Origin of the sequence: Dysgonomonas sp. Marseille-Q5470 (assembly GCF_951230145.1) — a bacterium.
In the GTDB taxonomy this organism is placed as follows: Bacteria; Bacteroidota; Bacteroidia; order Bacteroidales; family Dysgonomonadaceae; genus Dysgonomonas.
The window spans coordinates 67,245-84,758 of record NZ_CATNVE010000004.1 but is presented as its reverse complement, the minus strand read 5'-3'; the positions used below and the strand labels follow the sequence as shown (position 1 = coordinate 84,758).

The 17,514-nt window shown below is 39.7% G+C and carries 11 protein-coding genes and 1 tRNA gene; 6 read left to right on the top strand and 6 right to left on the bottom strand.

The genetic code is table 11. The features are described from left to right. Positions 1 to 51: 51 nt before the first annotated feature. The 4 genes from QOX35_RS08940 to QOX35_RS08925 form a co-directional block, all read right to left on the bottom strand. A complete protein-coding gene (locus QOX35_RS08940) occupies positions 52 to 2,634 on the bottom strand; it encodes a glycoside hydrolase family 3 C-terminal domain-containing protein (protein WP_502846761.1) in 2,583 nt (860 codons plus the stop codon). 259 nt (positions 2,635 to 2,893) lie between these two features. After that, on the bottom strand, positions 2,894 to 3,598 hold the full coding sequence (locus QOX35_RS08935; protein ID WP_283686631.1) for a DUF3823 domain-containing protein: 705 nt from the start codon (positions 3,596 to 3,598) through the stop codon (positions 2,894 to 2,896). Positions 3,599 to 3,610: 12 nt separating this feature from the next. Beyond that, entirely contained in the window at positions 3,611 to 5,422 is a 1,812-nt protein-coding gene (locus QOX35_RS08930) for a RagB/SusD family nutrient uptake outer membrane protein (RefSeq protein ID WP_283686630.1), read from the bottom strand. A 12-nt stretch (positions 5,423 to 5,434) separates the two neighbouring features. Beyond that, positions 5,435 to 8,605 carry a SusC/RagA family TonB-linked outer membrane protein gene (locus QOX35_RS08925; RefSeq protein WP_135104509.1) on the bottom strand — a complete coding sequence of 1,057 codons (3,171 nt, stop codon included), beginning with the start codon at positions 8,603 to 8,605 and terminating at the stop codon, positions 5,435 to 5,437. A 531-nt stretch (positions 8,606 to 9,136) separates the two neighbouring features. Here QOX35_RS08925 and QOX35_RS08920 point away from each other — a divergent pair. From QOX35_RS08920 to QOX35_RS08895, 6 genes are all read left to right on the top strand, one after another. Continuing rightward, a complete protein-coding gene (locus tag QOX35_RS08920) occupies positions 9,137 to 9,694 on the top strand; it encodes a hypothetical protein (protein WP_283686629.1) in 558 nt (185 codons plus the stop codon). 256 nt (positions 9,695 to 9,950) lie between these two features. Then, positions 9,951 to 11,357 (top strand): glucuronate isomerase, encoded by a 1,407-nt coding sequence (gene uxaC, locus QOX35_RS08915; RefSeq protein ID WP_283686628.1) that lies wholly within the window; start codon positions 9,951 to 9,953, stop codon positions 11,355 to 11,357. A gap of 109 nt (positions 11,358 to 11,466) precedes the next feature. Next, positions 11,467 to 12,621, top strand: coding sequence for a DUF4861 family protein (locus tag QOX35_RS08910; protein WP_283686627.1), 1,155 nt, complete (start codon positions 11,467 to 11,469; stop codon positions 12,619 to 12,621). Between the two features lie 28 nt (positions 12,622 to 12,649). Further along, positions 12,650 to 13,687 (top strand): sugar kinase, encoded by a 1,038-nt coding sequence (locus QOX35_RS08905; protein ID WP_283686626.1) that lies wholly within the window; start codon positions 12,650 to 12,652, stop codon positions 13,685 to 13,687. Between the two features lie 155 nt (positions 13,688 to 13,842). Next, positions 13,843 to 14,517, top strand: coding sequence for a bifunctional 4-hydroxy-2-oxoglutarate aldolase/2-dehydro-3-deoxy-phosphogluconate aldolase (locus QOX35_RS08900; RefSeq protein ID WP_283686624.1), 675 nt, complete (start codon positions 13,843 to 13,845; stop codon positions 14,515 to 14,517). 9 nt (positions 14,518 to 14,526) lie between these two features. Then, on the top strand, positions 14,527 to 15,963 hold the full coding sequence (locus QOX35_RS08895) for an MFS transporter (RefSeq protein WP_283686623.1): 1,437 nt from the start codon (positions 14,527 to 14,529) through the stop codon (positions 15,961 to 15,963). Between the two features lie 100 nt (positions 15,964 to 16,063). On the opposite strand, the gene QOX35_RS08890 is transcribed toward QOX35_RS08895, so the two are convergent. Then, positions 16,064 to 16,134: transfer RNA gene (locus QOX35_RS08890), tRNA-Gln, on the bottom strand. A 35-nt stretch (positions 16,135 to 16,169) separates the two neighbouring features. Continuing rightward, entirely contained in the window at positions 16,170 to 17,462 is a 1,293-nt protein-coding gene (tyrS, locus tag QOX35_RS08885; protein WP_283686622.1) for a tyrosine--tRNA ligase, read from the bottom strand. Between the last annotated feature and the right edge of the window lie 52 nt (positions 17,463 to 17,514).

Genomic DNA, 17,514 nt, shown 5'->3' with positions numbered 1-17,514 from the left:
GTTTTTCTAAGAAATCAGTGCTTTCTGAAGATGAAAAGAAGCTACTGAAATCTATTTCGCTGGCATTAGATTATACTTTTCAGATAACTTGATATCGGAAGAAGACGCTCCAACCATAAATTCATATACTCCTTCAGGAACTACAAATTTTCCCAACTCTTCATTCCAATATCTCAACTGTTCTTTTTTGATTTCAATTTCAATTCTCTTTGTTTCTCCTTTCTTTATAAAGCTTCTTTTAAAACCTTTCAATTCTTTAATAGGCATTATTACTCCTGTTTCGGGTAACTTTACATATACCTGCGAAACTTCATCACCATCCATCTTACCGGCATTCTTCAGGTCGAAAACCAGATTTACGAATTCGTTATTTTCGGTCAGTCTAAGATTCTTATATACGAAAGATGTATAACTTAGACCATATCCGAAAGGATATAAGGGTTTCTCCTTGAAGTACTGATAGCCCCGTCCTTTGGTTACATCATAATCATCAAAAGCAGGAACTTCATTCAAGCTGCTATAATATGTAAGAGGTAGTCTTCCGGCAGGATTATAACGACCAAATAATACCTCGGCTACAGCCTTTCCTCCCTGTTCGCCGGGATACCAAGCATTAACAATCGCCGGAATTTTGTCTTCCATCCAATTGATTGCAAGAGAACTTCCCGCAACCAATACAACCGTAATATTTGGATTCACTTTATAGATTTCCTGTATAAATTCCATCTGATCAGCAGGCAAGTGTATATCGTATCGGTCTTGTCCTTCCCTTTCTATCGTTTTATTGATACCTAATACAGCAACTACCTGCTCACACTCGCGAACAGCTTTACCCGCTTCGCCATACATATCAAGTCGCTGTTGTGTTCCTATAGTTGGTATTTTCCAGTAAAGCTTAGCAACAGAATTATCCCGATTATTAAAATATTCGGCTCTAAGATCATACTCCTTCCCTGCTTCAAAATAGTAAGTAACTGAATCTGTAGCAATGCTCCTTTCTTGCCAAGCATCTATGAGTTTTTCGCCATTGATGAAAAGACGAGAACCATCATCGGCAGTATAGTACAACGTATAATTTCCCGACACGGTGGGTTTGAGTTTCCCTGTCCAACGGATAGATAAAGGAAAAGGCGGAATAAAGGGATCGGGAGCCTGATTAGCAGGCTCAAAGTTTACCCACTCCTCGGTGCGCACCTTCGGTGTACCCGATAGTTCCATATTTGTAAAATATTCCGATTTCAATCCTTGTGGAAAATAAGACGCAGATATCATTTCTTTTCCATCGGCAGCAGATTTCCATGGTGCATATACGACTTTCACATCCTTCCCTACCTGATCTTTTATTCCTTGCAGTATAGAGATGGGGGCATTGGCGGGAATACCGCTATAATCTCCGAACACACTATTACCGGCATTTATACCTACAACTGCTATTGATTTTATCTTTTTAGGATTTAATGGTAATGCCTTGTCTTTGTTTTTCAACAAGACAATACTCTGACGTGCCGATTCGAGAGCCAGCTCTTTGTGCTTTTCTGCCCCTATCACCAAAGGCGATATTTTGCTGTACGGGTTATGGTCAGGATCATCAAATAATCCTAATTTCATCCGTGCCCGCAGCACTCTGTATGCAGCAGAATCGATGTCAGCTTGCGAAACCATATACTGATTGTATGCATTCAAAAGAGGTTGCATATATACATCATCGCCACACTCGAGATCAAGTCCGGCTTTGATTGAAAGTGTTGCTGCGGCTTCTTTTGTCTTTACATATTTCATCGCCGAAACCAGAAGACTTGGACCTCCACAGTCTGAAACAACATATCCGTTAAATCCCCAATCGTTCCTTAAAACTTTGGTCAACAACCAAGGGTTTGCCGTACACGGAACATCATTAATGGCATTGTAAGCCGACATGATGGACGCTGACTTCCCTTCTCTTACACACATTTCGAAGGCAGGAAGATAATATTCCCTCAATTGCCTTTCCGATATCTGAGGATTCGCCGTAAAACGATTATGTTCTTCATTATTTGCAGCAAAATGTTTTGGAGTAGCTACTATTTTCAGATAAGTGGGATCGTCTCCCTGCAAACCTTTTACAAATGCAGTACCTAAAACGCCCGACAAATAAGGATCTTCACCATAGGTTTCGGGAGTACGCCCCCAACGTGGGTCACGAGCCATGTTCACGGTAGGAGACCAAAATGTAAGAAGGTCTGTAAAGCGTTCTTTTTGAAGCCTACCTTGCTCCAGTTGATTCCATCTCGCACGTGCTTCGTCAGAAATGGCTGTTGCTATCTGATAATGCAACTCCGGATTCCACATGCTGGCAAGTCCTATAGCTTGCGGAAATACAGTGAACCGTCCGGGGCGTACTACTCCATGCAGAGCCTCATTTCCATGATAGTATTTAGGAATTTCTAAACGCGGAATACCGGGCGAAGTGGCGGTAAGAAGGCTTATTTTTTCTTCTATCGTTAGTTTTGACAATAAGTCTATGATACGATCGTGCATAGGAGCTCTTTCGTCTCTGAATAATTGCTCTTGCTGTGCACATAATGGGATATGACTAACAAGTACAAACCACATGATAAACAGCAGTTTACCATAACGTTTTCTAAAAAATATCATGCTTTATAATGTTGAATTATTTGTTAAATAGTTTTATAAACAGAGAGTATCAGAGCTTGTTCGGTTTCGGTCTATTTATTTGATTAAAACAACGATACAGAGAAAATATATTTTGTATACTTCTGTACCGTTGTTACTTCAACCTTTTTTACCTAAATCTACATCATTATATACATCGACTCCCATCTATAACTTTTTCTATCTTTTTAAGGCTGCCTGAGAAGTGATTTTTGAACTTCTCATGATAGCCTCTTAATCATTATGGTATTGTTATTTCTTTAATCTCAAAATAATTATATCCCTTTACGATAGGATCTGCAACACGTGCTCCGGCTCTGAGGTAGAATTTGCGCCCCGACTTAAGCCCGTCGATAGTCATAGAATGCTCGGTTGCATAGATCGTAGCATTAGTCATACCTTTCAGGTCTAATTCGTTTCGTCCGTAATCGCTTATGTATGCACCATTACCCACAAAGGATGTATTGTTTACAAAAACCTTCGCATCGGTAACCTGATACATATCCACCTCGCTCGAAATCTTGAACTTGACAGTAGCAGAAGTTCCGTTCTGAATGATATCTGTTATTTCGAGATGTAAATATGGTTCAACAGTGAAATCTTGAGTTACTGTACCTTTGATATCTATTTCTACCGGATCGATGGGAACAAAAGGTCCATTTTCTAAAGTGACTCTGTAGTGTCCTTTGAAAATCATGGAATTGAAATATGTCCCATCCTGCTTATTCCCAAAGTATTGAGGGGTTGGAGTATCACTCCAGCTCAATTCTTCGAGCTTAATACGCATATGCCCTGTTTCGGTCATCATCGGTTTTCCCGTAAATTTGTCATAAACAGTCCCTTTGAGCGTTTCTTTCGGTGAATCAAAATCATCAATATCTGTCATACAAGATGTAACAGTGAATGCGATTGTGATAAAGAATAAATATTTAAATATCTTTTTCATAACTCCTGATTTTTAATATAGTGGATTATTAGGTAATAGATTAGGGTTCTTACCTATTTCACCACCAGGTATAGGTTCGTAATATTGTATTATATTGAATGTGTACCCTGTACGATGAGGCTCTTCCGCCTTCTTAAATATCCATTTATTCTCATTGATGATATAATATGGATAAAGGGCATGGTAGCGTTTCTCTCTTATTTGTTCACCTATTCTCCAACGACGCAAATCCCACCAAGTCTGGTTTTCGAAGGCTAATTCACATTGACGCTCTGTTCTGATTTTATCTATTGTCAATTCAGAAAGGTTTAACGAGTTGTCGCCCCCCCTGCTTCTTATCTTGTTGATCTGAGCCAAAGCATCTGCTTTCATTTCGCCTGTTCCCAATTCAAATGCAGCTTCTGCCCTATTAAGGAGTACCTCTGCATAGCGGATATCAATCCATGCCTGAGTAGATTTCCAAAGATTTGCTTCAGCAACACTTACTTTGTAATTGTTGTACTTCCTCATGTGCAAACCAGTAGGACTGGATGGCGATGCAGCTGTACCAATACCATCATAACCTATAATGTTGTATTCTTTACCATTGGTCGCTTTATATTTTGCATAAATATCATTGGTTCTTATCGGCTCTGCTGTAAGGCTATAATTCTCATAGAGTCCTGCCTGGACATCAACCACTTTTCCTCTGAAAACTTCTCCCGGGAAGAGGGCTATTGCTCTCTGACGTGGAGCTAAAGTAGTCAACAGGTCTTCTCTTGCATTGAATTTTATAGGATTGCCTTGCGTGTCGTTTACCTTTACTTCTCCAAGCATTTCAACAACATCTAATGTAGGGCAAAGAGCACCCGCATAGCTACTCGAACTAGACCGTGGTGAAGCAAATGCATCCCAGCTGTGACGTGATCCCTCTACATTGTCCATATAAACGAAGTCTTTTATAAACACGTTTTCGGGGCTATTCGTATCCAAGAATACATCTACATAGTTTTGCACCAAATCCGAATTTTTTTGATACAGATCATAATGACCTTCAAGCAACTTAGCGGCATCGTAACTCTGCTTAAAATAATCTGTAGCTCTACCTTCAGGTATACCAACCAATCCGGCATCGTGAGCAGGAGTTCCTACAAAGTAATCTTTGCCATATTTGGCGATAGAACCCGCAAACAACATGGCTCTGGATTTCAATGCAGCTGCAACATATTTATTAGCTCTGCCGGATACGCTTCTCTCGGGTAAGTGATCGACAGCCCATTGCAAGTCTTCGCTAATAAAATCATAGACAGCTTCTTCCTTATCTCTCGGAACTCTCAGCTCCTCAATGGATTGTTCAGGATATGATTGCAATTCTTTTACGATAGGCACTCCACCATAGCGTTTTACCATTCCAAAGTAATAATATGCCCGACAAAAACGAGCCTCAGCCAACCATGCATTCACTTGCTCTTCGGTATACTTTGAAGCATATTCTCCCAAGTATTTAAGAAAATAATTTGCATTACGAATATCTGAATAAGGCCAGTAACCAAAACCATTTCCATTTATATCCCACTGTCTGAAATCATTTGCCTGAAGCCATTCTCCTGTATTTGCTCCTAATCCCCAGAAAGCTGTAAACTTATTAAAGCCTTCTGTTCTGTTATATTTGAAGTCCTCAATGGGCAACTCACTATACAAACGTGTCAAGTAGGCTGTTACACCCGATTCTGAGTTGAAGATATCTTTATCAGTCAATATATTAGGGGGATCAACTTCGAGATCGTTACAAGCAAAGAATCCTCCAACAACCAAAGCCAATAATAAATATTTTAATTTTTTCATAATAGTATATCTTTAAAAAGTAAGACTAAAGCCGACATTATATGTACGAGTTAATGGATACATATAGCCATATAAGTCATTTTCGGGTTTATCATTAGCATCTGCTCCTCCGCCCGGATGCTCCGGATCGATATATTTCAACCCTGTAAGAGTAAACAGGTTATAAGCATTTACATAGATGCGGGCATTGCTTACCCCAACCTTTGTTGTCAGTTTTTTAGGCAATGTATAGCCAAGCTCTATAGACTTCAGACGCAAATATGCCGCATTCTGAACTGCTCTTGTACCTTCGCCCCATGCCGACCCGTTACCTGTCATCGGGAAGAATCCAGAAGTCCATTCCGTATTCGGATCATAAACATCGGCATTAGGATCTGTCGGATGCCAACGATCCATAAAGAAATCTAAGGTGTTCTTATCAAACGCTAATGGCACATTTAACATTTCGTAATATCTTGTCCACGACTTAGCTGTTCCCTGAAATAGCATATTTATGTCTATCCCTTTATATTCAGCAGCCAGAGTAATACCATAATTTATATAAGGCAATTCTCTTGTGGCAATAGGAGTTTCGTCCCAACCATCAATAACACCGTCTCCATTCAGATCTTTATAGTAATAATCTCCCGGCAATGTAGCATGATTTCCTCCGCCTGCATTGACGTCATAATTAAGGATCTGGTCGTAAGAGGTAAATTGTCCGCCATAGGTTTGTCCCCACCAGATGTTTTTGTAACGATTGTTGTAATTGCCTTTCCAATGTTCGTATGAGTTACCTGCACGTCCTTGCTCGAAATAGTCGTTTTTGGTACGAGTAAGCGACATGTTTGCAGACACATTATAAACAAAATCACTAACTTTATTTCTGTGAGTCAAAACAACCTCATATCCCATTGTTTTATCACTATTCAGGTTCTCCTGAGGAAGTTTAGCTCCATAAGTTCCCGGTAGTGAAAGTAGACGGTCTGTAAACAGCCCTTCTCTTTTTCTGATAAAATAGTCATATTGGAAACCAAGTAAACCATCCCATAGGTCGATATCTACTCCAATATTAAATGTCTTAGAGGTGTACCATGTAAGGTATGTATTGGCTATACCACGGAATCCAATACCATTAATAAACTCACCTCCAAATACAGCACCTCCCGAAGGATAATCATATCCGGTAAGGAATTGATAGTTTAATGCTCCGTCATCACCCATTTCACCATAGCTGGATCTGATCTTCAGATTATTAATAAATGATAGTGGCTCAAACTCCTTCACAAACTTTTCTTCCGAAATTCTCCAACCGGCAGACGCAGATGGGAACCATCCCCAACGACCATTTGAACTAAATTTGGATGAACCGTCACGTCTGAAGCTGAATTCGAGTAAATATTTTGACGCATAATCATAGTTAATACGACCTACAAAACTTTTTCGCTGCTGATCATAAAGTCCTCCTGCATCCATACCTGCAATCTGACCGTCTGCATCACCCGCAAACAGGTGCAAAACCTCTAAGGAAAGATTACGTTGTGCATTGAAGTTGTCTCCTTCATTACCACTTTCTTCATAAAGGAACAACGCCTTCACATTGTGTTTTTCGAAGAATGTACGATCATAATTTAAAGACAGCTGCATCAAATTTGAAATATTTTTGCCAAATCCACGTGCAACTTTAGACGGTGTATTTTTCACATACTCATTATATGTATCATTTCCTGTATCATATTTGTAAAGAGAGTATGTTCTCACATAGTTCTTCCAGTCATTATCTTTATAGTCGTAGCTATACATTGCTTTTGCCGAAAGACCTTTCACACCGGGTACATCAAAGATCAAAGCCAAAGATGACTGAAAAGAACGTCCTTTATTATTAAAGTATCCCGACTTGTTAGGGTCCATCAACAACAACGGGTTTTCGTCTGTTTCGGCTGTGGGATACAATGGATTGTTATTGGCATACATCGATTCTGTTGATTTTGCCAACCATGTATTCTTAATCAGGTTCCAAGACCCGCCATTGATATCGTTGCGTTCGTCCATCATACCCGCTACCCTGAATTCACTTCTCAAAAAGCTTGTAATCTTAGCATCAACATTGGCTCTTACATTCCACTTATCATAATTCGGATATTTAGTCTTGGTTATACCATCTTGTTTCATATATCCAAGATTAAAGAAGTATGATATATTTTTAGAAGATCCGGCCATATTCAACGAATGTTGAGACTGTGGAGTTATATCTCTCATAACAGCACCTCTCCAATCAGATGAAACACGAGTACCATTATTGAAAGCTTCAAACTCACTCTCTCCATAAGGAAGAGGTACAGGGTTAACATAGTTATTGTTGAAATTTCTTCTTGATGCCTCGTTCTTCAATGTCATATATTGAATTGCATCAGTACTGTTAGGAAAGCCAATAGGTTGCTGGAATCCGAAGTTAGCCGAATATGTTATATCAAACTTACTGCCTTCCGAGTTTCCTTTTCTTGTAGTGATAAGGATTACACCGTTAGCTGCACGTACACCATAAATAGCGGCAGACGCATCTTTAAGTACCGATATACTCTCTATTTCGTTCGGGTCCATTCGGGCAAAGTCGTCACGCGGCACGCCATCTATTACTACCAAAGGATTTCCTAAGCCTCGAATATCGAAACGGTTATTAAAGCTACCGGGCTCGGAACTTCTCTGAACAACCCTCACTCCGGGAATTTTCCCGGTCATCATGTTCACTAAGCTCTCATTTTTTGTTGTACTTATTTCTTTATTATTTATTGCAGAAACAGCACCTGTGAGGGTCGTCTTTTTTTGAGTTCCGTAACCAACCACTACAACCTCATCTAAAACCTGACGATTTTCTTCTAGTATTATAGACAGATTATTCTGATTATTTACAGGCACTTCTTTCTTACTGAATCCTATATATGATACAATTAGTACATCATTTCGGGAAGTTTCGATACTAAACTTACCATCAACATCTGTCATTGTTGCTTTTGTAGTACCTTTGATGGTAACCGATGCTCCTATGATCGGATCATTTGATGAATCATATACAGTACCCTTTGTTATCTGGGTTTGTGAATATGCCAAAAGCGACATAAACATAAATAAGAGAAGAAATAGAAACCGTGTATGCAAGTTCCTGAATCTTTCTTTCGGAATTGATTTTTCTTGATATTTTTTCATAATCTATTTATTGTTTTTCAAAAAAACGGTTAAACAATTTTCATTACAATTTTAAGGCTCAGTCAGGAGGTGTTTAATAAGAACATACTAAAAGGAAATTTTTAAGGTTATAAAAATATGATTAGTCGTTAACGTTCGTCAAAGTAAAAGAGGAGTACTTAAAAAAGCAGAAGAATAAATGTTAGTTCTGTATTAAATATTTATTAAAATGCATTTAATTAGAATTAAGCATCCTTTTATGATTGTATCTCTCTCATTAGTAACCAATACCAAAACCGACCAATTTTCTCAAACCAGTCTATTTTATTATTAAGTATAGTCTCTTGCTATCATATACGAGAGGAACATCCGAGCATTTTAATTCAATAAAGGCATTTATCTCTTCTAACTTCTTATTTATAGAGACAAAAATAATCAAATGCTTCATAGAATAACTTCTTTTGAGAAATTAAAGAATGTAAAGCAGATACTATGAATTCTTTCCTGATAACAAAAAATATAATATCTTAGAACCTAATTAACGACATATTGATGAATATAGAGAAGATATCGGAAGAAAGGCTTTTTCAGAACAATACAAAAGAAGAAATAACTCGCTGGTGCCGCCAATTGCAGTTTTTCCATTACATGCGTTCGCGTGGAGGACACAACTGTGAGGGCGATTCGTTCTGTGTTTACTTCCAATATGACAACAGAGAAGACTTAATTGCTAAACTTTCGCGGATAGGAATAACCTTAAATGCCTTGCCAGAAGGAGCTATTGCTTTCGATCCGTTAGAATCGTACTCTATCGATGACCTGGACAAACTTAGAATAGTAATACCACACTTCTGTGATTTGGAACAGCCTCAATACGTAGAGATATACGGATACAAAGCGCATGTGTGGGTAATGAACAACCGTTTCGAAATTTCGGTATCAGGGAATAAAGACGGACAAACATATAAAGTCTCAGAAAAAGACTTCGAAGTATGCCTTGCTCTGGAAAAAGAATTTGACAAACTGGGATGGGGATCAATCTTAGACGAAGAGATCAAAAATCAAACTCATTGCATATCCAAAGAGAAGTATCCTGAATTATTCGAATAAACATCTAATATTTTACGTACACCATATTCTACGGAGGAGTGCGATATAAATGTTTTAAAACATTTTTCAGCCATCAAAAACTTTATAACAATCTATTATATTGATATTTACCCTACACTACATAAAATATGTGTGCGCACACATATTGATTAGTTATCATTAATAGTTATATTTGCAATAATTTGTGTGTGCGCACACAATTGATAAATGAAGTTAACTGGCAAACCTGATTCAAGAAAATAAAACCATAAAGCTCATGAAACACTTTCTAGATGACAATTTTGTATTGCAAAATGAAACAGCTCAGCAGTTATATCACGAGCATGCTAAATCCTTGCCTATTATAGACTACCATTGTCACCTCGATCCTAAAATGATTGCAGAAGATTATCAATTCGACAATCTGGGAGAGATCTGGTTGAGTGGAGATCACTACAAATGGCGTGCAATGCGTACAAATGGCATTAGCGAAAGATTTTGTACAGGAAAAGACACCAGCGATTGGGAAAAGTTTGAGAAATGGGCAGAAACTGTACCCTACACCATGCGTAACCCTCTATATCACTGGACACACCTGGAATTAAAGACAGCTTTTGGTATTACCAAGTTGCTAAAACCTGAGACAGCAAAAGAGATATATGATGAGTGCACAGCAAAACTTCGCACACCCGAATTCTCAGCTCGGGGATTGATGAAGCATTACAACGTTGAGACTGTATGCACCACGGATGATCCTGTAGATTCATTGGAATATCATGTAGCCTTAAAAAATGAAGGCTTTCCTATAAAAGTACTCCCCACATGGCGTCCCGATAAAGTAATGGCAGTAGAAGTGCCTCATGTATTTCGTACCTATGTGGAGAAGCTATCTCAAGTTTCGGGGATATCTATCAGTAACTTTACTGACTTAATTACAGCTCTCCGCAAACGCCACGACTTCTTTGCCGGTGTAGGCTGCAAGCTCTCCGATCACGGTATGGAAGAGTTTTATGCCGAAGACTATACTCAGAGGGAAATAGAGGCTATTTTCAACAAAGTATATGGAGGCAAAGAGCTATCACGGGAAGAGATCATCAAATTCAAATCTGCCATACTTGTAGAAGGCGCAATCATGGATTGGGAAAAAGGTTGGACTCAGCAGTTTCATTATGGTGTCATCCGAAACAATAATACGCGCCTGTTTAAGCAAGCAGGAGCAGATACAGGGTTCGACTCCATGGGCGATTTCACAGTAGCTAAAGCATTGTCAAAGTTTCTTGACAGACTGGACGTTGACAACAAATTGACTAAAACAATCATATATAACCTAAACCCGCGCGATAATGATATGATTGCAACCATGATTGGCAACTTTCAGGATGGTTCTGTTGCAGGAAAAATACAGTTCGGATCGGGCTGGTGGTTCCTTGATCAAAAAGCAGGGATGGAAGCTCAAATAAATTCTCTATCAAATCTTGGACTACTGAGCCGCTTTGTAGGCATGTTAACAGACTCCCGAAGCTTTTTGTCGTACCCTCGTCACGAGTATTTCCGTCGTATACTATGCAACCTCATCGGAACAGATGTTGAACAAGGGTTACTCCCTTATTCCGAATTGCCGTTTCTGGGCAAATTGGTTGAGGACGTGTCGTATTACAATGCTAAAAACTTCTTTAAGTTCTAAAGATCAATCTTAAAATATAAAATCGGACTGATGACGATATGGGCACTTTCTCTACTGACAAGTTACATTAAACCTTAAGCAGATATTGTAAACTCAAAAAACAATAGAAATGAAGAAATTATATCTCATAATACTATCTACGATATTCTTATTAGCCTGTTCCGAAAAGGATGTTATAATCACGATCGAAAACCCGACGGATTTTGATCGGATGACAGAATTGGTAGAAATACCCATCGATAGCATCAAGAATAGGATTGTGGTATCAGATAGTCTGGTTTATATCATTAAAACGACCGAAGGTGAAATTATACCTTCGCAAGTGACATACGACCGCAAAATTATTTTTCAACCACAACTAAAAGCAAACGAATCAAAGTCATTTATGATAGAAACAGGCGAGGTTCAGCACTTTACACCAAAAACATTCGGACGGCTTCTTTCGGGACATAAAGATGGCTTCGTTTGGGAAAACGACCGTGTGGCGTTCCGGATGTATGGTCCTGCCGGTATTGAAACAGATAGTCCCGGGAACGGTATAAATATCTGGTATAAACGCACCAATAACCTTATCATAGACAAATGGTATAAAGAAGATACCTCTGGAACAATATCTTATCAAGAAGATCCAAGCGAGGGGCTCAATGATTACAAGACAGGATATAGCCTTGGAGCAGGTGCTATGTCTCCTTATGTAGACAGCAAACTTTGGCTGAACGAAAACTTTGTATCAGAAGAACTGCTTGATAATGGGCCTTTGCGCACAACATTCAAATTGACTTATAATAACTTGAATATAAACGGACAATCAGTCGCCGAAAGCAGAACAATATCTTTAGATGCAGGCTCTCAATTATCAAAAGTTATTCAGGCATACACCATAAAAGAAACAATGCCTGTAGCTGCGGGCTTTGTTAAACGAGAGAAGGGAGATTCAATTGTCAGCTCTTTAGACAAGAACTATATTATTTACGCCGAACCAACAACGCCCAAAACGTCCGGCGTATATCTAGGACTTGTTTTTCTTCAAGGTATGACAGAAAGCAAGATAGACACGTATGAGATAATTAATCCTGTAACAAACAAAAAAGAAAGACAAACCCATGTTCTGGGAGTTACAGCCCAACAACCCAACATTCCGGTAACATATTATACAGGTTACGGTTGGTCTGAATTTGGATTCCCTATGTTGAGTGATTTTGAGCGATATATCCAAACCTTTTCGGAAGGGTTAAAACATCCATTGATAATTAAATATAACTAAACGCTAGAATATTATTAGAATCATAACAATGAAGAAAGTTGTAACATTCGGGGAAATCATGTTACGCCTTAGTGCTCCCGGATATCAAAGATTTATACAGTCAACAAGCCTGAATGCTACATTTGGAGGCGGAGAGGCCAACGTAGCCGTATCACTATCCAACTATGGTATTCCTACCGACTATGTAACCCGCCTACCTGAGAATGATATAGCAGAATGGTGCATCTCTGATCTGAGGAAATACAATGTAGGTGTTCAGAATATTATACGAGGTGGTGACCGTGTCGGCATTTATTATCTGGAGACAGGCGCAGTTGCCCGTGCTTCGAAAGTTATTTACGACAGGGCCAATTCTGCTATGGCAGACATAAAACCGGGAATGATAAACTGGGAAGAAGTATTTAAAGATGCCCAATGGTTTCACTGGACAGGCATCACACCGGCTCTATCGCAAGGAGCGGCAGACGCATGCTTGGAAGCGATCAAAATAGCAAACAAAAAAGGCATTACAGTTTCTACAGACCTCAACTACAGAAAAAATCTCTGGAAATATGGCAAGTCAGCCTCTGATATTATGCCGGCCTTGGTTGAAGGTTGTGATATCATTTTAGGCAATGAGGAAGATGCTGAAAAGGTTTTCGGTATCAAACCCGAAGGTTTTGACGTAGCACATACCGCAGGAGATGTGGATGCCGCAGAATTTGAGTCGGTATGCACTCAGTTGAAGAAACGCTTTCCACGTGCTAAGAAAGTGATTATCACATTGCGTGGATCGATTAATGCAAACCATAATACATGGGGAGGTTGCTTGTATTCCGATAAGCTTTATCAATCGAAAAGATACGACATTACACACATCGTTGATCGTGTGGGCGGAGGAGACTCTTTTATGGGTGGCCTTATCTACGGACTTATCACCTACCCTGCTGACGACCAGAAAGCACTCGATTTCGCGGTTGCAGCATCATGTCTGAAACATACAATATATGCCGATTATAACCTTGTAACAGTAGCCGAAGTAGAGAACCTGATGAAAGGGGATGGCTCGGGTCGTGTTTCAAGATAAAGATTGAAAAAATAGTAAACAACTAAAATATGAACAGCAAGCGGGTATGATAACTCGATCCATTGTTTTTATTGATATATATGTAAAACATACCTGCTTGTTCGTTCATGCTCTTTGATACAATACCTTTTAATTCTAAAATAAAACGACTATAGATGGCACGATTTTCAAGAATAAAAGCCTGTCAGGTAATGGCAGAGACAGGAATGGTTCCTGTTTTTTATCATAACGACCTCGAAACCTCCAAACAAGTACTCAAAGCCTGTTATGAAGGAGGTGTAAGAGTATTCGAGTTCACCAATCGAGGTGATTTTGCGCATGAAATATTCGGAGAGCTTAATAAGTGGGCAGCTAAAGAATGCCCCGAAATGATATTGGGTATCGGATCGGTTGTCGATGCCGGTACAGCATCTTTGTTTTTACAGCTTGGAGCCAACTTTGTGGTAGGCCCATTATTAAATCCCGACATCTTCAAAGTGTGCAACCGCAGGCAAGTAGCGTATATTCCCGGTTGCGGATCGGTATCCGAAGTTGGTTATGCACAAGAGTTGGGTGCAGAAGTGGTAAAAATATTTCCGGCAGGCGATGTGGGAGGTCCTTCTTTCGTGAAGAACCTAAAAGCTCCGATGCCATGGTCGAATATTATGGTGACAGGCGGAGTAGAACCCTCTGAAGAAAATCTGACGAAATGGTTTAAAGCCGGTGTTACTTGTGTGGGTATGGGCTCAAACCTATTCCCGAAAGAGATTATCGCAGCAAAAGATTGGAGTAAAATAACGCAAATGTGTAAGATGGCTCTTGAGATAATAGCTAAAGCAAAAACAATATAAAAACACCTTATGAATACCGGAAAAACAAAAATGACAAATTACAGGTGGACCATCTGCCTGATGCTTTTCTTTGCTACTACGATCAACTATCTCGACAGACAAGTACTATCCCTTACTTGGGACGAATTCATAAAACCTGAATTTCATTGGGATGAAAACCACTATGGAACAATCACTTCCATGTTTTCTTTTATATATGCAGTCTGTATGCTGTTTGCAGGTCGCTTTATAGACTGGATGGGCAGCAAAAAAGGATTCCTTTGGGCTATCGGAGTATGGTCGGTAGGAGCATGCCTTCATGCTGTCTGCGGACTTGTAACTGAAGCACATGTCGGTCTGCATAGTGCAGCAGAATTGGCTGCGGCAACAGGCGATGTTGCTGTTGTAATCGCCACATTCAGCATGTATTGTTTCTTACTTGCCCGCTGCATTCTGGCCTTGGGCGAGGCAGGTAACTTCCCGGCTGCAATCAAGGTAACGGCGGAATACTTCCCGAAGAAAGACCGAGCTTATGCAACCAGCATCTTTAATGCCGGAGCATCTATTGGCGCATTAGTCGCACCACTGAGTATCCCTTTGCTGGCAAAGTGTTGGGGATGGGAAATGGCTTTTATCGTAATCGGAGCATTAGGCTTTATTTGGATGGGGTTTTGGATATTTATATATGACGCACCGGCAAAGAGCAAGCATGTAAATGAAGCTGAGCTGACATATATAGAACAAGACCGAAATGAAGAAGGTATTATAGATACCGGAAAAGTGGAGGATGAGAAAAAGATACCTTTCTGGAAGTGCTTCTCATACAAGCAGACATGGGCTTTTGCCGCAGGCAAATTTATGACCGACGGGGTATGGTGGTTCTTCCTTTTCTGGACACCTTCATATCTGAATACACAGTTTGGCATAAAGACCTCCGAAGGATTGGGTATTGCATTGATATTTACGCTATATGCAATCACCATGCTTTCTGTTTTGGGAGGAAAATTACCAACCATCATTATGAACAGGACAGGAATGAATCCATACGCCGCACGCATGAGAGCGATGCTTATCTTTGCTTTCTTCCCGCTGGTTGTATTATTTGCACAACCGCTGGGTACTATTTCGCCGTGGCTACCTGTCATAACCATTGGTATAGGCTGTGCAGCACATCAATCGTGGTCGGCTAATATTTTCTCTACCATAGGAGATATGTTCCCAAAAGGAGCTATCGCATCCATCACAGGGATAGGCGGTATGGCCGGAGGAATAAGCTCTATGATCTTGCAAAAGTCTGCCGGAAAGCTCTTTGTCTACTCAGACGAAGTACAGCTTACATTTATGGGATTTGAAGGAAAGCCGGCAGGATACTTTATTATATTCTGTATATGTGCTTTTGCCTATCTTATAGGTTGGGTTATAATGAAGAGCTTAGTTCCTCATTACAAACCAATCACTGATTTATAAGGTTTTAATTTTTACACACTAGGTCGATTAATAAAATGAGGCTATTCTAAAAAGAGGAAGAGGCTGTCCCCCAGAAAAAAGGACAGCCTCTTTAGTTTTGTTGTCTCACTAGGATTCGAACCTAGACAGGCAGATCCAGAATCTGCAGTGCTACCATTACACCATGAGACAATATTACTTTTGCGAGTACAAAAGTAATAATTATTTTATTTTGCGATCAACAGGAAGTAATTTTTCTTCCCTTTTTGTGCTATTATATATTTTCCGGCTATAAGAGATGAAGCATCAATAGCATCGTCAAAGTTTTCCAGCTTCTCTTTATTGATCATTACACCTCCCGCTTGCACAGTCTTACGCATTTCTCCCTTCGACGGAAAAACAGCAGCTTTCTCTGTCAACAGATCAACAGCCTTGATTCCTCCTGCAAGCTCATCTTTCGAAATATCAAATGTGGGAACACCTTCAAACACCTGAAGGAAAGTTTCCTCGTCCAGCTTCTTCAAAGCATCAGCAGTAGCATTCCCAAATAGTATGTTTGAAGCTTCCACTGCTTGATTGTAATCCTCCTCAGAGTGAACCATTATAGTTATTTCTTTAGCAAGACGCTTTTGCAATGCTCTGAGATGAGGGGCTGCTTTTTGCTCAACAACCAAACCTTCTATCTCTTCTTTATCGAGTGCTGTAAATATCTTGATATATTTCTCTGCGTCTTCATCGCTTACATTCAACCAAAACTGGTAAAATTTATAAGGAGATGTATATCTTCTGTCGAGCCATACATTGCCCGATTCTGTCTTACCGAATTTAGTACCATCGGCTTTAGTTATCAGAGGACAAACAAGGGCAAAAGCCTCTCCTCCCGCTTTACGGCGAATAAGCTCTGTTCCTGTGGTGATATTTCCCCACTGATCGGAACCTCCCATCTGAATACGACAACCTAATTCCTGATATAAGTGAAGAAAGTCGTAACCTTGCATCAACTGGTATGAAAACTCAGTAAAAGACATTCCTTCCGAAGACTCTCCGTTAAGACGTTTCTTAACAGAATCTTTAGACATCATATAGTTCACTGTGATATGCTTTCCTATGTCGCGGATAAAGTTCAGGAAAGAGAAATCTTTCATCCAGTCATAGTTATTTACCAATAAGGCTGCATTGGGTTTGTCAGACTCGAAATCGAGAAACTTAGCAAGTTGCTTTTTCAACGATTCCTGATTATGGCGGAGAGTTGCTTCGTCCAATAGGTTACGTTCGGCTGACTTCATAGAAGGGTCACCGATCATACCTGTAGCTCCTCCGATGAGAGCTATCGGGCGATGTCCTGCACGTTGAAAATGCTTCAAAATCATTACGCCCACCAAGTGTCCGATGTGCAATGAGTCGGCTGTAGGGTCGATACCCACATAGCCCGAAGTTAATTCTTTTTGCAGTTGCTCTTCCGTACCCGGCATGATTTCATGGATCATACCTCTCCATCTTAATTCTTCAACAAAATTCATCGAATCAGTTTTATTAATGTACTATGTAGCTAAATTTTAGTTAGTGTGCAAA